The organism is Geobacillus thermodenitrificans subsp. thermodenitrificans DSM 465, from assembly GCF_000496575.1.
Lineage (GTDB): Bacteria > Bacillota > Bacilli > Bacillales > Anoxybacillaceae > Geobacillus > Geobacillus thermodenitrificans.
The window spans coordinates 23,114-44,201 of the sequence record NZ_AYKT01000017.1 but is presented as its reverse complement, the minus strand read 5'-3'; the positions used below and the strand labels follow the sequence as shown (position 1 = coordinate 44,201).

The 21,088-nt window shown below is 50.0% G+C and carries 27 protein-coding genes and 1 pseudogene; 21 read left to right on the top strand and 7 right to left on the bottom strand.

Annotation, left to right across the window (positions count from 1 at the left end):
* Positions 1 to 21: 21 nt before the first annotated feature.
* Positions 22 to 264, bottom strand: coding sequence for a NifU family protein (locus DSM465_RS0114900; protein WP_011232431.1), 243 nt, complete (start codon positions 262 to 264; stop codon positions 22 to 24).
* A gap of 84 nt (positions 265 to 348) precedes the next feature.
* On the opposite strand from DSM465_RS0114900, the gene DSM465_RS0114895 reads away from it, so the two are divergent.
* The gene (locus tag DSM465_RS0114895; RefSeq protein WP_008881830.1) at positions 349 to 678 is read left to right on the top strand and encodes a YuzD family protein; all 330 of its coding nucleotides are present in this window, start codon (positions 349 to 351) and stop codon (positions 676 to 678) included.
* A 182-nt stretch (positions 679 to 860) separates the two neighbouring features.
* On the opposite strand, the gene DSM465_RS0114890 is transcribed toward DSM465_RS0114895, so the two are convergent.
* A complete protein-coding gene (locus DSM465_RS0114890; protein WP_029761688.1) occupies positions 861 to 1,931 on the bottom strand; it encodes an NAD(P)/FAD-dependent oxidoreductase in 1,071 nt (356 codons plus the stop codon).
* A gap of 169 nt (positions 1,932 to 2,100) precedes the next feature.
* On the opposite strand from DSM465_RS0114890, the gene DSM465_RS0114885 reads away from it, so the two are divergent.
* The 3 genes from DSM465_RS0114885 (at position 2,101) to erpA (ending at position 3,756) form a co-directional block, all read left to right on the top strand.
* Positions 2,101 to 2,340 (top strand): YuzB family protein, encoded by a 240-nt coding sequence (locus DSM465_RS0114885; protein WP_008881828.1) that lies wholly within the window; start codon positions 2,101 to 2,103, stop codon positions 2,338 to 2,340.
* A gap of 131 nt (positions 2,341 to 2,471) precedes the next feature.
* Complete coding sequence (gene dapF, locus DSM465_RS0114880; protein ID WP_029761687.1) at positions 2,472 to 3,344, top strand: diaminopimelate epimerase; 873 nt, start codon at positions 2,472 to 2,474, stop codon at positions 3,342 to 3,344.
* Positions 3,345 to 3,390: 46 nt separating this feature from the next.
* The gene (erpA, locus tag DSM465_RS0114875; RefSeq protein ID WP_008881826.1) at positions 3,391 to 3,756 is read left to right on the top strand and encodes an iron-sulfur cluster insertion protein ErpA; all 366 of its coding nucleotides are present in this window, start codon (positions 3,391 to 3,393) and stop codon (positions 3,754 to 3,756) included.
* 255 nt (positions 3,757 to 4,011) lie between these two features.
* On the opposite strand, the gene DSM465_RS0114865 is transcribed toward erpA, so the two are convergent.
* Positions 4,012 to 5,010, bottom strand: coding sequence for an NAD(P)/FAD-dependent oxidoreductase (locus DSM465_RS0114865; RefSeq protein ID WP_029761686.1), 999 nt, complete (start codon positions 5,008 to 5,010; stop codon positions 4,012 to 4,014).
* 278 nt (positions 5,011 to 5,288) lie between these two features.
* On the opposite strand from DSM465_RS0114865, the gene DSM465_RS0114860 reads away from it, so the two are divergent.
* The 5 genes from DSM465_RS0114860 (at position 5,289) to DSM465_RS0114835 (ending at position 8,659) form a co-directional block, all read left to right on the top strand.
* Positions 5,289 to 6,512, top strand: coding sequence for an NAD(P)/FAD-dependent oxidoreductase (locus DSM465_RS0114860; RefSeq protein ID WP_011888116.1), 1,224 nt, complete (start codon positions 5,289 to 5,291; stop codon positions 6,510 to 6,512).
* A gap of 119 nt (positions 6,513 to 6,631) precedes the next feature.
* Positions 6,632 to 7,135, top strand: coding sequence for an NUDIX domain-containing protein (locus DSM465_RS0114850; RefSeq protein WP_008881822.1), 504 nt, complete (start codon positions 6,632 to 6,634; stop codon positions 7,133 to 7,135).
* Between the two features lie 122 nt (positions 7,136 to 7,257).
* Positions 7,258 to 7,395 carry a YuiA family protein gene (locus tag DSM465_RS19465; protein WP_008881821.1) on the top strand — a complete coding sequence of 46 codons (138 nt, stop codon included), beginning with the start codon at positions 7,258 to 7,260 and terminating at the stop codon, positions 7,393 to 7,395.
* Positions 7,396 to 7,457: 62 nt separating this feature from the next.
* Positions 7,458 to 7,781 (top strand): YuiB family protein, encoded by a 324-nt coding sequence (locus tag DSM465_RS0114840; protein WP_008881820.1) that lies wholly within the window; start codon positions 7,458 to 7,460, stop codon positions 7,779 to 7,781.
* A 257-nt stretch (positions 7,782 to 8,038) separates the two neighbouring features.
* Positions 8,039 to 8,659, top strand: a complete 621-nt coding sequence (locus tag DSM465_RS0114835; RefSeq protein ID WP_029761685.1) for a 3D domain-containing protein — start codon at positions 8,039 to 8,041, stop codon at positions 8,657 to 8,659.
* 18 nt (positions 8,660 to 8,677) lie between these two features.
* Here DSM465_RS0114835 and DSM465_RS0114830 read toward each other — a convergent pair whose 3' ends face one another.
* Positions 8,678 to 9,490, bottom strand: coding sequence for a cobalamin-binding protein (locus DSM465_RS0114830; RefSeq protein WP_029761684.1), 813 nt, complete (start codon positions 9,488 to 9,490; stop codon positions 8,678 to 8,680).
* 195 nt (positions 9,491 to 9,685) lie between these two features.
* Here DSM465_RS0114830 and DSM465_RS0114825 point away from each other — a divergent pair, with 195 nt between their 5' ends.
* The 3 genes from DSM465_RS0114825 to DSM465_RS0114815 all read left to right on the top strand — a co-directional run bounded on the left by DSM465_RS0114825 (position 9,686) and on the right by DSM465_RS0114815 (position 13,013).
* Positions 9,686 to 11,179, top strand: coding sequence for a leucyl aminopeptidase (locus tag DSM465_RS0114825; protein WP_029761683.1), 1,494 nt, complete (start codon positions 9,686 to 9,688; stop codon positions 11,177 to 11,179).
* 197 nt (positions 11,180 to 11,376) lie between these two features.
* The gene (locus DSM465_RS0114820) at positions 11,377 to 11,997 is read left to right on the top strand and encodes a DUF47 domain-containing protein (protein WP_008881816.1); all 621 of its coding nucleotides are present in this window, start codon (positions 11,377 to 11,379) and stop codon (positions 11,995 to 11,997) included.
* 17 nt (positions 11,998 to 12,014) lie between these two features.
* Positions 12,015 to 13,013 (top strand): inorganic phosphate transporter, encoded by a 999-nt coding sequence (locus DSM465_RS0114815; RefSeq protein ID WP_029761681.1) that lies wholly within the window; start codon positions 12,015 to 12,017, stop codon positions 13,011 to 13,013.
* A 35-nt stretch (positions 13,014 to 13,048) separates the two neighbouring features.
* On the opposite strand, the gene DSM465_RS0114810 is transcribed toward DSM465_RS0114815, so the two are convergent.
* Positions 13,049 to 13,657 (bottom strand): biotin transporter BioY, encoded by a 609-nt coding sequence (locus tag DSM465_RS0114810; RefSeq protein ID WP_008881814.1) that lies wholly within the window; start codon positions 13,655 to 13,657, stop codon positions 13,049 to 13,051.
* 204 nt (positions 13,658 to 13,861) lie between these two features.
* On the opposite strand from DSM465_RS0114810, the gene DSM465_RS19645 reads away from it, so the two are divergent.
* The gene (locus DSM465_RS19645) at positions 13,862 to 14,020 is read left to right on the top strand and encodes a hypothetical protein (RefSeq protein ID WP_008881813.1); all 159 of its coding nucleotides are present in this window, start codon (positions 13,862 to 13,864) and stop codon (positions 14,018 to 14,020) included.
* Positions 14,021 to 14,086: 66 nt separating this feature from the next.
* Here DSM465_RS19645 and DSM465_RS19460 read toward each other — a convergent pair whose 3' ends face one another.
* On the bottom strand, positions 14,087 to 14,521 hold the full coding sequence (locus tag DSM465_RS19460) for a hypothetical protein (protein WP_161627863.1): 435 nt from the start codon (positions 14,519 to 14,521) through the stop codon (positions 14,087 to 14,089).
* The gene (locus tag DSM465_RS0114795) at positions 14,464 to 14,817 is read right to left on the bottom strand and encodes a hypothetical protein (RefSeq protein WP_008881811.1); all 354 of its coding nucleotides are present in this window, start codon (positions 14,815 to 14,817) and stop codon (positions 14,464 to 14,466) included. Before DSM465_RS0114795 ends, DSM465_RS19460 begins: the two co-directional genes overlap by 58 nt.
* Positions 14,818 to 14,956: 139 nt before the next feature.
* Here DSM465_RS0114795 and DSM465_RS19340 point away from each other — a divergent pair.
* The 8 genes and pseudogenes from DSM465_RS19340 to mnhG all read left to right on the top strand — a co-directional run.
* Positions 14,957 to 15,076: pseudogene (locus DSM465_RS19340) on the top strand (RNA-guided endonuclease TnpB family protein); the annotation flags it as partial.
* Positions 15,077 to 15,361: 285 nt separating this feature from the next.
* The gene (locus DSM465_RS0114785) at positions 15,362 to 17,758 is read left to right on the top strand and encodes a Na+/H+ antiporter subunit A (RefSeq protein ID WP_008881810.1); all 2,397 of its coding nucleotides are present in this window, start codon (positions 15,362 to 15,364) and stop codon (positions 17,756 to 17,758) included.
* Complete coding sequence (locus DSM465_RS0114780) at positions 17,751 to 18,167, top strand: Na(+)/H(+) antiporter subunit B (protein WP_008881809.1); 417 nt, start codon at positions 17,751 to 17,753, stop codon at positions 18,165 to 18,167. Before DSM465_RS0114785 ends, DSM465_RS0114780 begins: the two co-directional genes overlap by 8 nt.
* Entirely contained in the window at positions 18,168 to 18,509 is a 342-nt protein-coding gene (locus DSM465_RS0114775) for a Na(+)/H(+) antiporter subunit C (RefSeq protein WP_008881808.1), read from the top strand.
* Entirely contained in the window at positions 18,502 to 19,974 is a 1,473-nt protein-coding gene (locus tag DSM465_RS0114770; protein WP_029761679.1) for a Na+/H+ antiporter subunit D, read from the top strand. Before DSM465_RS0114775 ends, DSM465_RS0114770 begins: the two co-directional genes overlap by 8 nt.
* Before the next feature lie 6 nt (positions 19,975 to 19,980).
* Positions 19,981 to 20,457 carry a Na+/H+ antiporter subunit E gene (locus DSM465_RS0114765; protein ID WP_008881806.1) on the top strand — a complete coding sequence of 159 codons (477 nt, stop codon included), beginning with the start codon at positions 19,981 to 19,983 and terminating at the stop codon, positions 20,455 to 20,457.
* Positions 20,454 to 20,735: a Na(+)/H(+) antiporter subunit F1 gene (locus DSM465_RS0114760; protein ID WP_008881805.1), complete on the top strand. Its 282-nt coding sequence runs from the start codon at positions 20,454 to 20,456 to the stop codon at positions 20,733 to 20,735. The genes DSM465_RS0114765 and DSM465_RS0114760 overlap by 4 nt, the downstream gene beginning before the upstream one ends.
* 22 nt (positions 20,736 to 20,757) lie before the next feature.
* On the top strand, positions 20,758 to 21,081 hold the full coding sequence (gene mnhG, locus DSM465_RS0114755) for a monovalent cation/H(+) antiporter subunit G (protein ID WP_049756697.1): 324 nt from the start codon (positions 20,758 to 20,760) through the stop codon (positions 21,079 to 21,081).
* The last annotated feature ends 7 nt before the right edge of the window (positions 21,082 to 21,088 follow it).

Sequence of the window (21,088 nt, the reverse complement as noted above, 5' to 3'; positions counted from 1 at the left end):
GCTGTTCGGATTTTTTTGAGATTAAAACACTTGCTCGACCTCAACGACGCCTGGCACTTCTTCAAACAAGGCGCGCTCGATTCCTGCTTTTAATGTGATCGTCGAGCTTGGGCAGCTGCCGCATGCGCCGAGAAGGCGGAGTTTTACAACGCCGTCTTCCACATCGACAAGTTCGCAGTCACCGCCGTCGCGAAGCAGGAACGGGCGGAGTTTATCTAAAACTTCTTGCACTTGTTCTTTAATTTCTTGGTCCGTCATTTCCATCGACTCCTTTCCTTACTTTTTATTATAATCATGGTATCCGAAAAAATCTAATGATAAATTTTACTTTTGTAAAGGGTGACAATGATGGCGTTCAAACCGGTTGAAATTTGTGTGTATGGCGCCGAGGTGATTTGCCCGTCGTGCGTGCAGCTGCCGTCGTCGAAAGAGACGTACGAATGGCTGGAGGCTGCGCTGCGCCGCAAATACCCGGATCAGCCGTTTCACATGGTGTATGTTGATATTTTCCATCCGCCGGCTGACGATGAAGCGAAACGCTCGTTGGCGCAAACGATCGTCGAGGAGGACTGGGTGTACCCGGTCGTTGTTGTTGAGGGAACGGTTGTGGCAGAAGGCAATCCGCGATTGAAAGCCATTTATGCTGAAATGGAGAAGTACGGCTATCGTTCATCATAGCGGCAAGGCCATGCAGCGGGGGATTCCCCGCTGCCTTCCCGGTTAGACGGCCGCCTGGCAGATCAGCAAACAATGATTATTTCCATGAAAGGTGTTTGTGGCAAACATCCAGTTTTCTGAATGTAGAGAAACACTGTTTTTGTGCCGCATTTGCCATTCCATCACTAGCTCTGTAAGATGGCTTAATAGCCGTTATGGTATTTATACATCCAAAGAACGCCTGACTTTAACAGGCGCGGCACCCGGCCGGTAAGCGGGCGGTCAGCGACAAGGCCAAAGCCATGCTTTTTGCCGAGTGAACCGAGAATGCCTTTTAATTTGATCGGCGGGAATTCGCTCGGCGGCTCTTCGTCGTTCCACCGTTTTTGCATCACTTGAACGATTTGCTCCGCTTGTGCTTCAGCGAGTTGGGCGCTTGGCGAATGCGGCAAGCTCGCACAGTCGCCGACGACGTATACGTTTTCATAGCCAGGGATGTAATGCTGTTTTGTCAGTACGACGCGGCCTTGTTTATCTTTTTCCACGTTCAGTTCGCGGACGACGCGGTTTGGCTGAATGCCGGCCGTCCAGACGATGACGTCGCAAGGCACCGGCTCATCATGATTGTACAAGACGCCCGGCTCGACTTTCGTGACATTCGAATGGCGGACGATTTCGACGTGGTGTTCGACAAACCATCGTTCAACGTAATCGCTCAACCGTTTTGGGAACATCGGCAAAATGCGTTCCCCGCGGTCAAACAACTTCACGTGCAAGTCCGGGCGGCTTTCCGCCAGTTCGCTTGCCAACTCAACGCCGCTTAAGCCGGCGCCGACGATGCCGACCGTTGCTTTTGGCGGTAAGTTGTTCAGCGCTTCATAGGCAGCGCGCGCCTTGTCGATGGACTGAATGCTGTACGTGTATGCCTCAGCGCCCGGCACCCCGTGGTATTTATCTTCACAGCCCAACCCGATAACAAGTTCGTCGTAACGGATGGAGTTTCCATCCTTCAGATGGACGAGCTGTTTGTCGAGGTCGATCGAGACGACTTCGCCAAACTGGTATGTAAGTTGTGAATGTTCCGGAAATGGGACGCGAATATGGTGGTCGCTGATGGTCCCTGCGGCTAAAGCGTAATATTCTGTTTTTAAACAATGGTATGGAACGCGATCAATGAGGATAATATGAATGTCGTTTGGCACTCCATCCGGGAGAAGGCGTTGCAAAATGCGCATATTGCCGTATCCCCCGCCAAGCAGTACGAGATGTTTCATGGCTAAAGTCCCCTTTTGTTCAGTTTCTCAAGCCGCCAATGCCATAAAAAAGTATAGCGAAATTGTGACAAAAGAACAACAATTTTTCTGTCCAACCGCCTAGCGAGCATGTTCGTTGACGCCGTGGCGCAAAACCGCTACGATGGGAATCAGGAAGGTGAACACACCCATGATCTTACCAATCATCGAGTTTTGCATCAGCAACTTAGCAAGCGGATCGCAGAAAGCGATGGAAATACTCGAAAAAGATCCGAATTTGGATATTATCGAATACAGCTGCTTAAGCTATTGCACGCGTTGCGCCGATACGTTGTTTGCGCTCGTGAACGGCGAGTTTGTCAGCGGTGAGACGCCAGAGCAGCTTGTGGAAAATATTTATCGGCATCTTGAGGAAAACCCGATGTTTTAACGTAAAAAGGAGGATGCCCACAAGGTGGCATCCTCTTCAATGTATATGAAAAAACGGGGGATATTCCCATTTTGTCCAAGGGGCGGTATTGTTATACATAAGAAAGTGAAAATCATGAGGAGGGGCATACCGTGTACTCGTTTTCGTTTACGAAAATGCATGGGTTGGGGAATAGTTATATATACGTCGATCTGTTCCGTGAAACGCTTCCGGAAGAAGACCTGCCGGCGATCGCCCGCTCTGTGGCCGATGTCCACACCGGCATCGGTTCCGATGGCCTCATTCTCATTTGCCCATCGGAGCAAGCGCCAGTGAAAATGCGCATTTTTAACAGCGATGGCTCGGAAGGAAAGAACTGTGGCAACGGCTTGCGCTGTGTGGCGAAATACGCCTACGAGCATGGCATCGTCCGTGACCGCTCGTTTTTAATCGAAACGCTTTCCGGGCTCGTCGAGGCTGAAGTGACCGTGGAAAACGGCGAGGTGACGAGCGTGACGATCGATATGGGCGAGCCGCGCCTTCGGCGGAGCGCCATTCCAATGACCGGACCGGAAGCGGAGCAAGTCGTTGCCGAGTCGTTTGCGATTGACGGTCGTGAGTATGAAATTACGGCTGTATCGATGGGCAACCCGCACGTCATTTTTTATGTGGATGATATTGAAAAGGCACCAGTGACTACACTCGGCCCAGTCGTCGAAAAGGATGCCCGTTTTCCAGAAGGGGTGAACGTCGAATTTGTCGAAGTAGTCAGTGTGCGAGAGCTTCACTTTCGCGTTTGGGAGCGCGGCTCAGGCGTCACGCAGGCGTGCGGCACCGGGGCATGTGCGGCGGTTGTTGCTTCTGTGTTAAACGGCAAAACGGCGCGTGGGGTGGAAACGGTCGTTCACTTAGCTGGCGGGGATTTGACGATCACCTGGGGACACGACGGAAAAGTGCGCATGACCGGCCCAGCCGAAACGGTGTGCACCGGTGTGTATTATTACCGAGGCGGGCAGAACGGTTGAGCATCCGAAAGACAAAACGATATACTATAAGTAAGGAGGGATCGGTATGACCGAAGCGATCATTACGCTGACGGAAGCGGCAGCGTTTCAAATTAAAGACATGATGAAAGAGCAGGAAGAGGAAAACGCCTATTTGCGCGTCGGCGTCCATGGCGGTGGCTGCAGCGGGCTGTCGTACGGCATGGGGTTTGCGCACGAGCGGAACGATGATGACATCGAATTGGAACAGCACGGGATTAAAATTTTGATCGACCGCGACAGCGCCCCCATTTTGCGCGGCACGGTCATTGACTACAAACAGTCGCTCCTTGGCGGCGGGTTTACGATCAATAACCCGAACGCCATTGCAACATGCGGCTGCGGCTCGTCATTCCGCACGGCCACAAACGCCGGCACGCCGGAGCAATGTTAAACGGTTGACAATATCGAGGCGACAAACCGGTTTCTCATCATTATTGATTTCGTCTGTCGGAAGCAAGCCGATTCACTCAGTTGGCGAAAGCGGTCTATGGGAGAGCTCCAAATGGCATGGAAGGAAAAGGCCGTAAACAAGGAGACAGAGAAGTTGCCCGCTCTTGTGGCCAGAAAGGACGGCGAACAAGAGGCGGCCGCCAACGAAGGCGAACGTGCATGAACGAAAAAGCGTCCCATTCGGGACGCTCTTTGCTTAAAAAAGGGACGACGAGTGTGCCGGCTGCATCCGTGCCGTCGGGTCGATATACGTTTTGGCGCTGCTGATGGCGATCGGTGCTTCGCCGAAGCCGCAGGCGATTAGTTTAATTTTTCCGTCATATGTGCAAATGTCGCCGGCTGCATATACGCCCGGGATGTTCGTCTCCATCCGCGAGTTGACTTTGATCGAATTTTTTTCGATGTCAAGCCCCCAGTTTTTGATCGGACCGAGCGAGGAAATAAAACCGTAGTTGACAATAACGGCGTCAACATCGATTGTTTCTTTCGCTCCTTCTTTCACATGTTCGAGGACGACTTGGCGGATGCCGTGTTCATCGCCGATTAATTCAGCGGGCACGTACGGTGTTTTCACTTGTACGCGCGAATTCATCAGCTGCTCGACGCTGTGTTCATGGGCGCGGAATTTATCGCGGCGATGAACGATCGTGACGCTTGCAGCGATCGGTTCGAGCATGAGCGACCAGTCGACCGCCGAGTCACCCCCGCCGCAGACGAGCACACGCTTCCCAGCAAACTGTTGTAAGTCGCTAATAAAATAATGCAAGTTTTTCCCTTCATATTGGGAAGCGCTATCAATCTCGAGCCGACGCGGCTGAAAAGCTCCGTTTCCAGCGGTGATAATGACGGTTTTCGAATAGTGGATCTCTTTGTCCGTTGTGAGTTTGAACGTTCCGTCTTCTTGTTTTTCCAGCATTTCCACTGACTGGTTCAAGCAAATGGTGGGCGAAAATCTGCTTAGCTGTTCTTTCAGTTGATCAACGAGTTCTTGGGCGCGCACTTTTGGGAATCCAGCGATGTCGTATATGTATTTTTCCGGATATAAAGCGGCCAGTTGCCCACCTAACTGAGGAAGGCTTTCGATGATCTTCACGTTCATTTGGCGTAAGCCGCCGTAAAACGCAGCAAACATCCCAGTCGGCCCGCCGCCGATCACCGTTACATCATACACGTTCCGATCTTCTCTCACCGACATTCCTCCCCGCATAAAATAATGGCACTACAAGTTTATCTTACCATAAATGTAGGCGGTTATAACGTTCAATTTTTTTGTTGATGCAGTCGAAAAAAAGGCTTGAAAAGAGGAGCAAAAAGAACTAATATTGTTGTGGAGAGATTGTTAATTTTTTGTGACAGTCTATCGACATTTTTTTGTAGAATAACGTGAATATTTTCACAAACTTCGCTCAATAAAAACGGGGATAGCAGCAAAAGCTATAAGAAACGCGTGGAAAAAAATTAAAAAGGGTGGAAGTGATTCAGGTGAGAAAACCAAATGTCGTCATTTTAGGGGCCGGTTATGGCGGACTCATGACTACGGTTCGCCTGCAAAAGCTTATCGGGGTGAACGAGGCGAATATTACGTTAGTGAACAAGCATGACTATCATTATGAGACAACTTGGCTTCATGAAGCATCGGCTGGGACGTTGCACCATGACCGCGTCCGCTACCCGATCGCTGATGTCATCGACCGAAACAAAGTAAAGTTTATTAAAGACACTGTCACAAAAATCGCTCCGAATGAAAAGAAAGTGCTGCTCGAAAATGGCGAATTGGAGTACGATTACCTTGTCATCGCCCTTGGGTTTGAATCGGAAACGTTCGGCATTAAAGGATTGAAAGAATACGCATTTTCGATCGCCAATGTCAATGCAGCGCGGCAAATTCGCGAACATATTGAGTATCAATTTGCGACGTACAATGTGGAAGAGGAAAAGAAAGACGAGCGGCTGACGATCGTTGTCGGCGGGGCAGGGTTCACCGGCATCGAGTTTTTAGGCGAACTCGTCAACCGGATTCCGGAGTTGTGCCGCGAGTATGACATTGATCCGAACAAAGTGCGCATCATTTGTGTTGAAGCGGCGCCGACGGTGTTGCCAGGCTTTGATCCGGAGCTTGTTGAATACGCGGTCAGCCAGCTTGAACGCAAAGGGGTCGAATTTAAAATCGGCACGGCGATTAAAGAGTGCACACCGGATGGAATCATTGTCGCCAAAGGTGACGAAGTCGAGGAAATTAAAGCGGGTACCGTCGTTTGGGCCGCTGGCGTCCGCGGCAGCAGCGTTCTTGAACAATCCGGGTTTGAAACGATGCGCTCGCGCATTAAAGTCGACCCGTTCTTGCGCGCTCCTGGTTATGAAGACATTTTCGTCGTTGGTGACTGTGCGCTCATCATTAATGAAGAAACGAACCGTCCGTATCCGCCAACGGCTCAAATCGCAATGCAAGAAGGCCAGCTGTGTGCGAAAAACTTGGCCGTGCTCATCCGCGGTCAAGGGGAACTCGAGTCGTTCAAACCCGATATTAAAGGGACGGTCTGCTCGCTTGGCCATGATGATGCGATCGGTGTTGTATTCGGCAAAAAATTGTGGGGAACGAAGGCTAGCTTCATGAAAAAAGTGATTGACAACCGCGCCTTGTATTTAATCGGCGGTTCGTCGCTTGTCATGAAAAAAGGGAAATTTAAATTTTTCTAATCGGTCACGAAAGCTTCCGCGATGGCGGAAGCTTTTTTGTTATGGCAAAAAACAGGGAACGGCCGCTTCTTTGTCGAAATACAAATCGTGTCAAACGATATGGAAAAAGGATGAGGACAATGAACAACAAACGCGGAAACGTATGGATTGCGGCGGCCGGGCTCGTCATCAATGAAGCAGGGGAGTGGCTTGTCGTTAAGAAAAAATATAGCGGGCTGAAAGGAAAATGGTCGCTGCCGGCCGGGTTTGTCCAGCCGGGGGAAATGATTGATGAAGCAGCTGTCCGGGAAGTGAAGGAAGAAACAGGGATCGACGCCGAACCGGTCGCCTTTCTCGGCTTGCGCACCGGTGTCATCAATGAAGAAATCAGTGACAATATGGCCATTTTTCTTCTTCGTCCGCGCTCGAAAGACATTACCGTGCAGAAAGATGAGCTGCATGCAGCAGCGTTTTTAAGTAAAGAGGCGCTTAGTAACGATCCAGCGACATCAGGGCTGATTCGCTATTTGTTGGCGTTGGAACCGTTGGCCTCTCTTTCCCCCCATGATGGCTTAAACCCAGGTGATCCATTCGGGTACACGAAATACCGCCTTTATTTTAAATCATCAAAATATAAAGAATAATCAAGAAAACAAAAGTAAGATGCAGATGTATTCGCTTACATGAACAAAAATAAGGGAGAATCGTTGTTTGTTTTTACAGAAAATTTTGATATATTAACAGAAAAGAAGTGGAGGGGACATCAATGAGAAGAACGGTTACGATTAACGCTTGCCCGTATTGTGAGGGACACGGGTACGTCCAGCTCTTACTAGGCGGCTCGGAGACGTGCTACGGTTGCCAAGGAACAGGAAGTGAGCCAGAAGAAGACGACAAGCATTGACATTGACTGTCATCCGCCCATCCAGTACACTGAAAAAGAGTGTAAGGGAGGTTTGAGGGCGGATGCAAATGAGTTTGCCGGTTGTGCTGATTTCTATGCTTTTATTTTTCGTCTTATTTTTTGGCATTGGGTTTTTGTTAAATATGTTGCTGCGCATGACATGGATTATGGCCGTTTGTTTTCCGATCGTCGCGATCTTCATTATTGACGATGTGCCTTGGACTCGTTATTTGACCGCACCGTCTGATTCGTTCGCAGCACTCGGCCGGAAAATCACTTCATTGGCAGCCGCCGATTTGTTGATTTTGTCTAGCGGCTTTGCCGGCGCTCTTTGTGCTGGGTGGGCGATTCGGACGTTAAGGGCAAAAGGATATCAAATGTTTTAAAGCGCCTCCGCGCAAGCGGGGGCGTTTTTATTTTTGCTTAACGTATGCGCCCATGGCCGTTTTCGTGCCCAATGGATAGGCGAATGTTTCGGTGAATAAAGCCTTTATGATACGAGGAGAGAAACAAAAATCGAAAACGGATGTTTCTGAAAAAACAGTTTTTCGTTTTTTGTGTTTCTTGCAATGAATATTTCGATTTTGGATGGAGATAAATAGAGGTGTGGGAGGAGTTGAGGACATTGGATTGTTTTAGGCAAATGGCACGCCGAATCGCGATGACGCTGTTGTTCATCATGGCGTTGCTCTCTACATTTCAATCCATTTCCGGGGTTGAAGCAAACACAGTTCTCCGTCCCTTGCTTATTGGTTCACCAGCAGATCATGAACCGGATCGGGGAGTGAAAGGAAGCGCCAAAAGCAACAACGGATCCGCCCCGCGGCTTGAGGAACAGTTTGACTGGTCGAAATATCCGTCGGTTGAAGTCATAGCCACCGGCTATACGGCCGGCGTCGAATCGACCGGGAAAACCCCTGATCATCCTGAGTACGGCATTACGTACTCGGGAGTGCGTGTGAAACGTGACCTTTATTCAACGATTGCGGCGGATTTAAGCATTTTTCCGATTGGCACGATTTTGTTTATCCCTGGTTATGGCTTCGGTGTTGTAGCCGATAAAGGCGGGGCGATCAAAGGCCACCGCATTGACTTATACTATGAAACGGTCGAAGATGTATATAAATATTGGGGAAAAAAGAAAGTGAAAGTTTACATTGTGCAAAAAGGAAACGGCACGTTGTCCGAGGAAGAGTTGACGCGGCTGAATGAGGATGAAACGATGCAAGTGTTCCGCCAGCAATACTTAGAGTCGAAAAGTTAATAGAGGGGCTCCCGCCCGTCAGCGATCGAAGAGCGGGTCGCTGTCGTCAGCGGGAGGGAACAGCGCCGGATGCAACAGCGGCGCTAATTTTTTTAATCCGATAAGCAGGCGTGGCGACGGCCGGCAATAGAGCGCCTCCTCGAGAAGATGGATGCGCCCGGTGCGGACTGCCTCGGTTTGTTCTGCGTTTGGGCGCTTGGTCACGGCATTTGCGTTCATTTTTTTTGTTTGCACGCCGACCCACACAAGCAAAATGTGCGACGGGTTGCGGGCGACGACTTCGTCCCATTCCGTCTGGACGCTCGCTTTGGCGCAGTCGGCGAAAATATTGCGTCCGCCGGCGAGTTCGCTGAGCTCGCTCAGCCAGTTGGCACCGCCTGGGGTGAACAATGGGCGCGGCCACCATTCCCAATACAGGCGGGCCGGTTCGGTGACAGCGGCTGCCCATTCGCGGTACTCGTTCAGACATTCATGGTAGCGGCGAGCCAGTTCAGCCGCTTTTTGTTTTTCACCGAGCGCTTCCCCCAATCGAAGGAGATCAGAGGCAATGTCGTCAAGCGAATGGGGTGCCAGCACGAGATGGGGAAGGCGGCGGCGCGCGAGTTCCTCGACGTTGCGCTCCATCCCAGGCACGCTTAAGGAGGCGACGACGAGATCCGGTTTGAGCGCCTCGACTTCATCCATATCGATGCGCAAATCCGGCCCGACGGTTGGCAGCTGCTTTACTGCGGGCGGCCAGTCGGAAGACTGGTCAACGGCGATGACATCATCGAGCCGGCCAAGGTAGGCGAGCATTTCCGTATTGCTTGGGCAAAGAGAAACGATTCTCATGGGCGCTAGTCCTTTCTTCATCCATCGTTTTTTTACTCATTCGCCTTGTCTCATCATTTTCCCTTCCGTTGTTTCCGACGACTCATCCGTTTTTCTAGTAAAAGAAAAGAGGGAAAATCCATTAGACAATCGAAATAATCGCCATGTTTCGCTATAATGAGAAATGGAATGAATCACCATGAAAGGGATGAAAGAATGTTTACGGTAAAACCATGGTCATCGGCAGAAGTGGTGCACGAGGCGTTGGCTATTGGATTGTTTGAGGGGAAAGATTCGTGGTCTGGGCTTGCCGGCGAGTACGATTCCCGTCTCGGTGGACAGTTGTCCAACCTGCGGAAAGAAGGCGACATTTCCGCCAAACGGGGGCGCATTGCCACCATTCATACGATGTTGCCGACCGGAGTCAAGCGGCTGTATTTTGTTGGTTTTGGCAAAAAAGAAGAACTGACGTTTGAACGGCTTCGTGAAGTGTTCGGCAAGCTGTTTCGCACATGGAAGCAGGCGAAACGGACCGAGGCCGCGATCGCTCTTGACACATTTACGACAGAAACGGTCGATCCGAACGAGGCGGCGCATGCGTTAGCCGAGGCGTACTATTTGGCGACATATGAGTTCCCAGGCTATAAGCAGAAAAAGTCGGAACCAGACTATGCGCTTGAATCGCTCACCGTATATACGGCGGCCGATGCGGCAGAAATCGAGGCAAGCTTATTTGTCGGCTCCGTATACGGGAAGGCGACCAACTCAGCGCGCACGCTCGTCAATACGCCGGGCAATTTGCTGACGGCATCCGATTTGGCTGATTATGCCGTGGAGTTGGCGAAACGGTACGATTTTGACTATGAAATTTTGGAAAAAGAAGAGATGGAGCGGCTCGGTATGGGCGCGCTATTGGCGGTCAATCAAGGGTCAAAGCAGCCGCCCAAGCTGATCGTTCTAAAATACCAAGGAAAAGAGCAATGGGAGAACGTGATCGGCCTCGTCGGCAAAGGGGTGACATTTGATACGGGAGGATATTGCCTGAAGCCGCGCGACAGCATGATCGACATGAAAACAGATATGGGCGGCGCCGCCGCGGTGCTCGGTGCCATGGAAGCGATCGGCGAACTCCGTCCGGAGCAAAACGTGCTCGCCGTCATTCCGGCAACCGACAACATGATTAGTGCTGAGGCGTTTAAGCCGGATGACGTCATTACATCGCTTTCCGGAAAAACGATTGAAGTGAGAAACACGGATGCTGAAGGACGGCTCATTTTGGCCGATGCGATCACCTACGCGAAACAGCATGGCGCTCGTTATTTGATTGATGTTGCTACGTTGACCGGCGGAGTGATCGTTGCGCTTGGCACGGATAAAACCGGTGCGATGACGAACAACGAAGCGCTGTTTGAACAGCTGCTGGAAGCATCCATGGAGACCGGGGAATTCATTTGGCGGCTGCCGATTACGGAAAAAGACCGCGAGCGGGTGCGAAGCAGCAAAATTGCTGATTTAAACAATTCTCCAGGACGTGAAGGGCACGCGATTATGGGCGGGGCGTTCATCGGCGAATTTGCTGAAGACACACCGTGGGTGCATTTAGATATTGCCGGCACGGCGACCACGAAGAAAGACGGTGATCTCGGCCCAGCAGGGGCGACGGGTGTAATGGTGCGAACGCTGACGGCGTTTGTCGAACGATTTGAATAAGCGGTTGAAGAGCTGGAGCGAAGTTGCATAGCTCCAGCTTTCTTTTGGCACGCTACATAGTACAAAGAGGCGAACAAAACGTAAAGGGAATGTAAATTTCGTGTAAAGTTTCTTATTTGCTTATTGTAAATGAAGTTGAAATTGTTAAAATAGGTAGCGGTGATTTTTTTTGATTCCAACAATGGAGGGTGTCCGGTATGATTTTTTCGCCAAAAAAGGACGTTTTCTTCGACATGTTGTTCACGATCTCCGAAAATGTAAAGGAAGCAGCTCAATATTTTGTTGAGTATAAAATTCAAAGTGTGAGCGACTTGAAAGAATTCGCCCGCGTCATGAAGGAGTATGAACGGAAAGGCGATTCATACATCCATGAACTCGTCGTTCATTTAAACAAAACGTTTATTACGCCGATTGAGCGGGAAGACATCCACCAATTAGCAATGAAAATGGACGATGTACTTGATGGCTTTGAGCAATGTTCGGCTCGGTTCGAAATGTTCTCGTTTACGGATATTGACGAACATATGGTGAAGTTTTTCGACTACATTTATCAAAGCACGATCGAAATTGTGCATGCCTTAGAGCTGCTTTCGCATAAAAAATTGCTCGATATGCGTCAACACGCCATTAAGATTAAAGACTATGAAACAAAATGTGACGAAATTTTGCGCGCTTCGATCAAAAACTTGTTTGTGACGCAAAAAGATCCGATTAAGCTCATCCAATATAAAGAGCTTTATGAAATGCTTGAAGAGATTGCCGATAGCTGTGAAGATGTCGCCAATACGCTTGAAACGATCATCATGCGCAACGCATAAAAGGGGACGTTGTTTTCATGGATATGATCCTTGTCTTGACGGTATTAATTGTCGTTTTTGCGCTGGCGTTTGACTTTATTAACGGCTTCCATGACACAGCCAACTCCATCGCCACTTCTGTATCGACAAGAGCGCTCACGCCGCGCCGCGCGATCTTTTTAGCTGCTACGATGAACTTCATTGGTGCCTTGACATTTACGGGCGTGGCCAAAACGATTACGAAAGACATCGTCGATCCATTTGCCTTAGAAAACGGACCGGTCATTATTTTAGCCGCCCTCACGTCAGCGATCGCTTGGAACTTGATTACTTGGTATTACGGCATTCCGAGCAGCTCCTCGCACGCGCTGATCGGTTCGATTGCCGGAGCGGCGATTTCCGCGGCTGGGTTTGGGATTTTAAACTACAGCGGATTTTTGAAAATTTTACAATCGCTCATCTTTTCGCCGTTCTTGGCGTTAGCAGTCGGCTTTGTCGTTATGACGATTTTTCGCATTATCTTTAAAAACGCGAACTTATACAGCACGACGAGAGGTTTTCGGCTGTTTCAAATCGTAACCGCCTCATTGCAGGCGTATACGCATGGGACGAACGACGCCCAAAAAGCGATGGGGATCATTACGATGGCATTGATCGCCGGCGGATATCACGCGACGACCGACATCCCTGAGTGGGTGCGCATTTCCGCTGCTACAGCGATGGGGCTTGGGACAGCCGTCGGTGGATGGAAAATCATTAAAACGGTCGGCGGAAAGATCATGAAAATCCGCCCGATTAACGGGGCAGCAGCCGACTTATCATCCGCACTCATCATTTTTTCAGCAACCACGTTCCATCTGCCGGTTAGTACGACGCACGTCATTTCCTCGGCGATTATGGGGGTTGGTGCCGCTCAGCGGGTGAAAGGAGTCAAATGGGGCGTCGCCCGCCGGATTGTGCTCACATGGATCATCACATTGCCGATTTCGGCGTTAATTGCTGCTTTTCTATACCAAGTGTTCAATTTGTTTTTCTAACGAGAGATGCGCCTGCTATAAACAGGCGCGTTTTTTTATGCGGCGGGCCGGCTTGCGGAAACGGATCGGCCAATCGCCCGACAAAGACGTGGGGCGATCAAACCGGCGACGACTGATAACACAATATCTTTCGGCAGCGGAGCGAGCATCCACCCCCACACCATTTGATACGACAACCCTTCCGGTGCTTCGGCCCATAATTGATACGCCATATACATCCAGTTCGTGCCGATGACATAGTTGATCACCATGCCGATGAGCGCTGCGGTGATAAAGCGGGCGGTTGACGCCGGCTGCGGGCCGCGATTGATGATCCAACCGGTCGCATAAGCGGAGGCGATAAATGAAAGAATAAAGCCAAATGTCGGTTTGAACATCATCGATAATCCGCCGTTGAGGCCGGCGAACACCGGTACGCCCGCAAGGCCGACGAGCATATACACAGTCATTGCGACCGCACCGAGCCGCCGCCCTAATACGGCACCGGCAAGCACGCAAAAGAACGTTTGCAACGTGATCGGCACGCCGCCGACAACAAGAAACGGCACCCATGACGTGATGTTTGCACCGATTGCCATCAAGGCGACGAACATGGCGGCGAGCGTCATATCGAGCGGGCGAAGGGAAGTCTGTTGTCCGTCCATATGTAAACCTCCTTTTGTTTTTAAGTTAACAAAATCATATCGAACAAACGGTTGACTGTCAATCCTCTTTTTTCGACGGATGATGTGATTCGCCGCGGGGCATGCTAAACAAAAGCGCTGTCCTCAAGCTGCCATGTTGCGAGAAGGAGCGACATAAACGGATCAAGGGCGATGAGAGCAAGGAAAACGAAAGGAGGGATCGCGATGGAGCGGTTTATGCCTGATGAGGAGATAAGATGGGCGAGCAAAATGGGGGCAAACGAAGACATCATTCATACAAGCAAAAATGACGACGGCTACGATTTGCGCACCCCGGCGGAAATCGGCAAGCGGCAGCCGTTTGATGAAAACGACAATGCGTGAAGGAGCACGGATGGATCGGACCTCTTTCGTTTACATGTTTGAAGAACAAATGCTGCGCTTTTTAGACTACAAGGCGGTTAAGCTGATGATGTTGATTTCGTTGTCACGATCATTTTCGGTGATATCTTCTATCGACGCACGCAATTGGATGCGCAATGGAAACGGAAGAGGCCGGCGAGTTCGCCAAGACATTGGACGGGGATGGGACGATCGCCGTCTTTTTTTGTTCACGAACGTCATCAGCAAGAACTGTTTTTGTGTGAAAAAGGCTTCTGGAGCGGCAAGACGCCAACGACAGCCCGCTTCCAGCGCCCGGGTGGAAGCGGTGTTGTCGCATCGAGTGTGGCCGCTCATCGTCCAACGGCGGCCAAAGTGATGAAGGCGAAAAGCGACGGCTCGCCAACCATTTCCTCCTATTTCGCTTGCCGCCGCGATGGCGAAGGCTATCGGCGCAAAGGCGGAAACACATTCCAACGCAAGCCGATGACGAGCTGGCAACATCGAGGAGCTCCAGGAGGGGGCGACAGCGTCAGACGGATGCCGTCGGGATTGAAATACACTTCGGTTTGCGAGCGGATGCCGAGTGAACGAATGAGGCGGTTCACTTCTTCGGTTTTCCCTTCTTGGGCGGCGGACATGACCGAGGCGGCAAATGGACGCGATTCGGCCAGCCTTTTTAAAATGACTCCAACATCGTTCATGAGTGTCTGGGCGGTGACGGCCGATTGGGAGAAGATAGAAGGGTCGATTGGCGGATACTGCCTTGCCCATGCCGACGGGTGCGGGAAATAAAACATTCGATGGCTCCTCCTTTCCTACGTGATTACAGACCCGCGAGCGAGAAAGCCCACTCCTTTAGGGGCGGAATGAAAGCGAGCCTAATGCTATCATAAACATCAGGAGGTAAAAAGATGCCTGCGATCACCTTAAAATTGGATGGAGCTTCACAAGCCAACCAAATCGAAACAGGAGATATACGAGCAGATGACTGAGATCAACACCCAATTTACCAATTGGCTGTTGGATCATCCCGAGCTGAATAAAGCAATAAGCAAACGATCCAAGAATCCCGCGTCTTTAGGCGTGTGGAGTGTCAATACTTATATACTCGCTGCGCTGCAAGCCGGTGCCATAGAAACAATGGGATTGGCAGCGAAAGGTGAAACTTTTTGGGGAATTTTTCGTACATACGTAGGCGGCGAGAGTCTGACTTGATTTCCAGCAGACCGTTGTGCCGACAGAGGCGGGAGTTTATGATACAATACGAAGTAGGATAAGCGGGGCGATGCGAGGGGGAAAAGGAAACATGACAGTTGGTTAGTTAGGGAAGGAGGATGGTTTATGTTAAACTTGGCAATTGTTTCACCACTGATTTTCGCTTTATTCATTCCGTTTTTGTATAAATATGTGCGTTCGATTCATACTGGATGGTTTGTGCTCCCTCTTCCGGTCTTATTGTTTGTGTATTTTATTCAACATCTCCCTCTTGAACCCTACGGACAAACGATCCCTTGGATTCCGTCTCTCGGAATGGATTTTCAAGTCTATATGGATGGGTTAGGCTTGCTCTTTTCGCTGTTAATCACAGGGATCGGCTCTCTTGTCGTGTTGTATTCGATTTATTATTTGCCAAAGGAAAAGGAAAAACTTGGTCACTTTTACGTGTATTTGCTTTTGTTTATGGGAGCGATGCTTGGCGTCGTTCTTTCAGACAACGCCATGGCGCTCTATCTGTTTTGGGAATTGACATCGTTTTCATCCTTTTTGCTGATTGGCTACTGGAATGAGCGTGAACGTTCCCGATACGGGGCCCAAAAATCCATGCTCATCACCGTGCTTGGCGGGCTGTCTCTGCTTGGTGGATTTTTATTGCTTTCGGTCATGAGCGGAGGGTCGTACAGCATTCGTGACTGGATCGATATGGCGGATGCGTGGCCGCAACATCCGTTATTCTTGCCAGCGATGCTCTTGATTTTGCTTGGCGCGTTCACCAAATCCGCGCAGTTTCCATTTTACATTTGGCTTCCGGACGCGATGGAAGCGCCCACCCCAGTCAGTGCGTATTTACATTCGGCGACGATGGTGAAAGCCGGCATTTATTTAGTGGCTCGTTTCACCCCGATTTTTGCTGTTTCTTCGCTATGGGTTTGGCTTGTGATGGGCATTGGAATGGCGACGCTTTGTTGGGCGTCATTTCATGCCGCCCGCCAGACAGACTTGAAAGGGTTGCTCGCCTATTCGACGGTGAGCCAGCTCGGGTTGATTATGTCGTTGCTCGGCGCTGGGGCGCTGGCCTTTCATGGTGATCCGAGTGATCGCCGCTTGTATATGGCAGCCGTGGTTGCAGCGGTGTTTCACTTGATCAACCATGCGACGTTCAAAGGAAGTTTGTTTATGACTGCCGGCATTGTCGATCATGAGACCGGGACGCGAGATATCCGGCGTCTTGGCGGCTTGCTTAGCTTCATGCCCATCACATTTACAATTGCGGTCATTGGTTCGTTGTCGATGGCGGGTGTTCCTCCGTTTAACGGATTTTTAAGCAAAGAAATGTTTTTTGCTGCGATGGTGCAAGTGGCGAACGCCCATTGGTTTTCGCTTGATGTCTGGGGGATCTTATTTCCGGTGCTCGCTTGGGTAGGAAGCGTGTTTACCTTTTTATATAGTCTTCTTTTTGTTGGGAAAACGTTTCTTGGCGCCCCGAAGCCTTCCGAATGGCCGAAACAGCCGCATGAAGCTCCGGTGGGGATGCTTGTGGCGCCGGTCGTTTTGGCTGTCCTTGTCATTGGCTTCGGACTGTTTCCGAATGTGTTGTCCAATGCGGTGATTGCTCCGGCGGCCGATGCCATTGTCAACGGTGTGTTCCGCCAGGAAGGGCTTTCTGTGCACATTAGCCATTGGCACGGATGGACGATCGAAGTATGGATGACCATCGGAGTGATTGTCCTTGGCGTGTTGCTGTATCGGACGTTTGATTCATGGAAGCGCGTGTACGGTGCGTTTTCGCAGCGCCTTTCATTGAATCACTTATATGACACGGTTGTGCGGCAGATGGAAGAGCGGTCTCATTCCTTGACAAGCCGTTACATGACCGGGTATGTTCGGACGTATTTCTTGTATATTTTGTCCGCGATGCTCGCGTTGCTTATTGTGACGATCGTTCTGAAAGTGGATGGGGAGTTTTCGTTAAGCCATTTAGCGGACGTGGGCGTCCATGAACTGATGTTGGTGTTGGCAGCTTTGGTCGGAACGGTGACGACTTTAGTGGCCAAATCACGCCTTGTCGCCATTATCGCTTTAGGTTCGGTCGGCTATACGGTCTCGCTTTTCTTTGTGCTCTTCCGGGCGCCTGACTTGGCATTAACCCAACTTGTCATTGAAACGATTTCCGTCGCTCTGTTTTTGCTTTGTTTCTATCACTTGCCGAAGCTTAGCCGCCATGAGAAAGGCGTCCGTTTCCGTCTTGGGAACGCCCTCATTTCGCTTGGCGTCGGCGCATTGGTCAGCGTGATCGCCCTGTTGGCGTACAGCGAGAAAAACTTTGCGTCGATTGCCCAATACCATATCGAAAACGCGTATGAAAAAGCGGCTGGAAAAAATATTGTTAACGTGATCTTAGTCGACTTCCGCGGATTTGATACGCTATTTGAAATTTGTGTGCTGGCGATCGCGGCGCTCGGCATTTACGCCTTAGTGAAGCTGAAAGCTCCGAAAGGGGAGAACGGCAAGTATGAATGAACTCATTTTGCGGACGGTGACGGCCGTTGTCACGTTTATCATCATTTTGTTCGGGATTCAGCTTTTTTTCGCCGGCCACTATTATCCGGGCGGCGGATTCATCGCCGGCCTCGTTACCGCCGGTGCCATCATTTTGTTGCTGTTGGCGTTTGACATCAAAACGGTCCGATCGATGATCCCTATTTCTTATCGGACGCTCATTGGCATCGGACTGCTGTTTGCCTTAGGAACGGGGCTTGGCGGCCTTGTATTCGATGTCCCATTTTTAACGCATGCTCACGGCCATGTCATGCTGCCGTTGCTTGGAGATGTTTCGCTCCATACGGCCGTCTTGTTTGACTTAGGAGTCTATTTCGTCGTTGTCGGGGTCACCATGACGATTATCGAAACGATAGGAGAGGAAGAATAAATGGAAGTCGTCATGATTATCGTCATCGGCTGTTTGTTTGCCGGTGCCACGTACTTAATGTTGAGCAAAAGTTTGCTTCGGATCATTATCGGCACAGGATTGTTAAGCCACGGAGCGCATTTGCTTTTATTGACGATGGGAGGATTGAAAAAAGGAGCACCGCCGTTGCTTGGTGTGCAGGCGGAACAATATGTCGACCCCGTTCCGCAGGCGCTTATTTTGACGGCGATTGTCATTAGCTTTGGTGTCACGGCTTTTTTGCTCGTTTTAGCGTATCGTTCTTATCAGGAGATTGGAACGGACAACATTGAACAAATGAGGGGAAAGGAAGACCATGACTAATGCAGTAATTTTTCCGATTGCCATTCCATTGACGACGGCGGTTATCTTGATTTTTTGTGTGAAATCGTTGAAGGCGCAAAAGGTGATTTCCCTCGTTTCAGCGGGGGCGCTCATCGCTGCGGGCGCTTGGCTTGTGCGCCTTGTCGATCATGAAGGGGTGCAAAAGCTTGACGTCGGAAACTGGCCGGCGCCGTTTGGGATTACGCTCGTCTCCGACATGCTTTCGGCGCTGTTAGTGTTGACGACGAGCGTGATCGCGCTTGCTGGTCTATTGTATTCCTTTTACACGATTGACTCGAAGCAGGCGTCCATGTACTACTATGTTTTTTTTCAGTTCCTCATTGTCGGAGTGAACGGGGCGTTTAGTACAGGGGATATTTTTAACTTATTCGTGTTTTATGAAGTGATGCTCATGTCATCGTATGCACTGCTCGTTCACGGCGGCACCAAAATCCAGCTCCAGGAAACGATGAAATACATGATCATCAATGTGTTTTCTTCCGCGTTGTTTGTCATCGCCGTCGGCTATTTGTACGCTGTGACCGGCACATTGAATATGGCGCACTTAGCCGTACGGATTTCTGGAGCGGAAAACACAGCCGTGTTGACGGTCATTTGTTTGCTTTTTCTCATTGTATTTGGGTTAAAAGGGGCGTTGTTTCCGTTTTATGTTTGGATGCCAGGGGCCTATTCTGCTCCGCCATCGGCTGTGCTTGCGTTGTTCGGCGGCTTGTTGACGAAAGTCGGTGTGTATTCGATTTTGCGTACTTTTTCGCTGATTTTCCGCCAAGATATCGGTTATACTCATACCATCTTAGCGTGGTTGGCGATGGCGACCATTGTGCTTGGCGTCATTGGTGCGGTGGCTTACCGCGATATGCGGCAAATTGCCATTTATAACATTGTCGCGGCTATCGGTGTGATGGCGTTTGGCATTTCTTTAATGACAAAAGAAAGTTTGGAAGGCACGATCTTTTACTTGCTGCAAGACATGGTGATGAAAACTGCGCTCTTTTTTATTGTCGGTGCGATCGCGTATGTCGCAGGAACGAATCAACTCGGACGGTTTAGCGGGCTGCTTGGTTCGTATCCGTTGCTTGGCTGGGCCGTATTCCTTACCGCTCTTGCGCTTAGCGGCATTCCTCCGTTTAGCGGGTTTATCGGAAAAGCGCTGATTATTCGGGCGGCGTTTGAAAAAGGACAGCTTCTGTTCGCACTGATTGTGTTATTGTCCAGTTTACTCGTGCTTTATTCGGTCATGAAAATTTTTATTCAATCTTGTTGGGGAGAAGCGCGCGGATATGAGCAAAAACGAGTCGCCCCGCTGTATGTGCCGATTGTTGCGCTTCTTGCCTTGGCCGTTTTATACGGGATCGGGGCCGAATTTGTTCGTCCATACATCGCCCAAGCGGCGGCGACGTTGGCAGATCCGTCGCTGTATATTGAGTCCGTTCTGAAGGAGTAGAGGCAAATGGCACAGCAATTGCTGCTCAACGTTCTATTGGCGTTCGTTTGGATGTTTCTTGCTGATTCATTTAGCGGGTCATCGTTTGTCATTGGATATCTCCTTGGTTTAGGCATCATTTTTGCGCTGCGAAGATATTTCTCGACGCGGTTTTATGTCGTACCGTTGTTTGTGATCGGGAAGTTGGCGCTCATTTTCATCAAAGAATTGTTGTTGGCCAACTGGGCGGTTTTAAAAATTGTCCTTTCTCCGTCGTTGAACATAAAGCCTTGCATTTTCGCCTTTCCGCTTGAAGTGAAAAAAGACTGGGAAATTACATTGTTATCCAGCTTGATTACATTGACGCCCGGGACATTTGTAGTCGACGTCTCTGATGACAAGAAAGAGATTTATATTCATGCGATTGATGCGCCGGATGTGGACGAAGTCATCCGGCAAATCAAGACATCGTTTGAAAAAACGATTTTGGAGGTGAGTCGATGACCGTGATGTTCTATATCGCGCTCGCTCTTTTGTCGCTCGCCATTGTTTGTTTCCTCTATCGGGTCGTCAAGGGACCGACCGTGGCGGATCGGGTTATTGCGCTTGATGCGATCGGGATTTGTCTTGCAGGCATTGTGGCGGTGCTTTCAATCGTGTTAGAGACGAGTGTGTTTTTAGAAATTATTTTGTTGATCGGAATTTTGGCGTTTCTTGGCACGGCGGCGTTTGCCAAGTTTTTGCAAAAAGGGGTGGTGATTGAACGTGACGGAAATCATTGATGGGTTGATCGTATTGCTCGTCATGGCTGGTGCGCTATTAACGTTGATCTCCGCCATCGGCGCCCTCCGCCTTCCCGACGTTTATATGAGAAGCCATGCCATTGGCAAAAGCACTACCCTTGGAATGATCTTCATCTTAACGGGGACGTTATTTTACTTTTGGTTGAAGCACCACCATTTCAATTCCCGTTTGTTGCTGGCCATTGTCTTTATTTTTTTAACATCCCCGGTGTCGGCTCATTTGATTAGCCGTGCCGCATACTACTCCGGGGTTCGGCCATGGGAAGGGACGGTTCGTGATGATTTGGCAAAACAGAGAGAAAAACTAGCAAAACGTGCAAAGTGAGGAGACA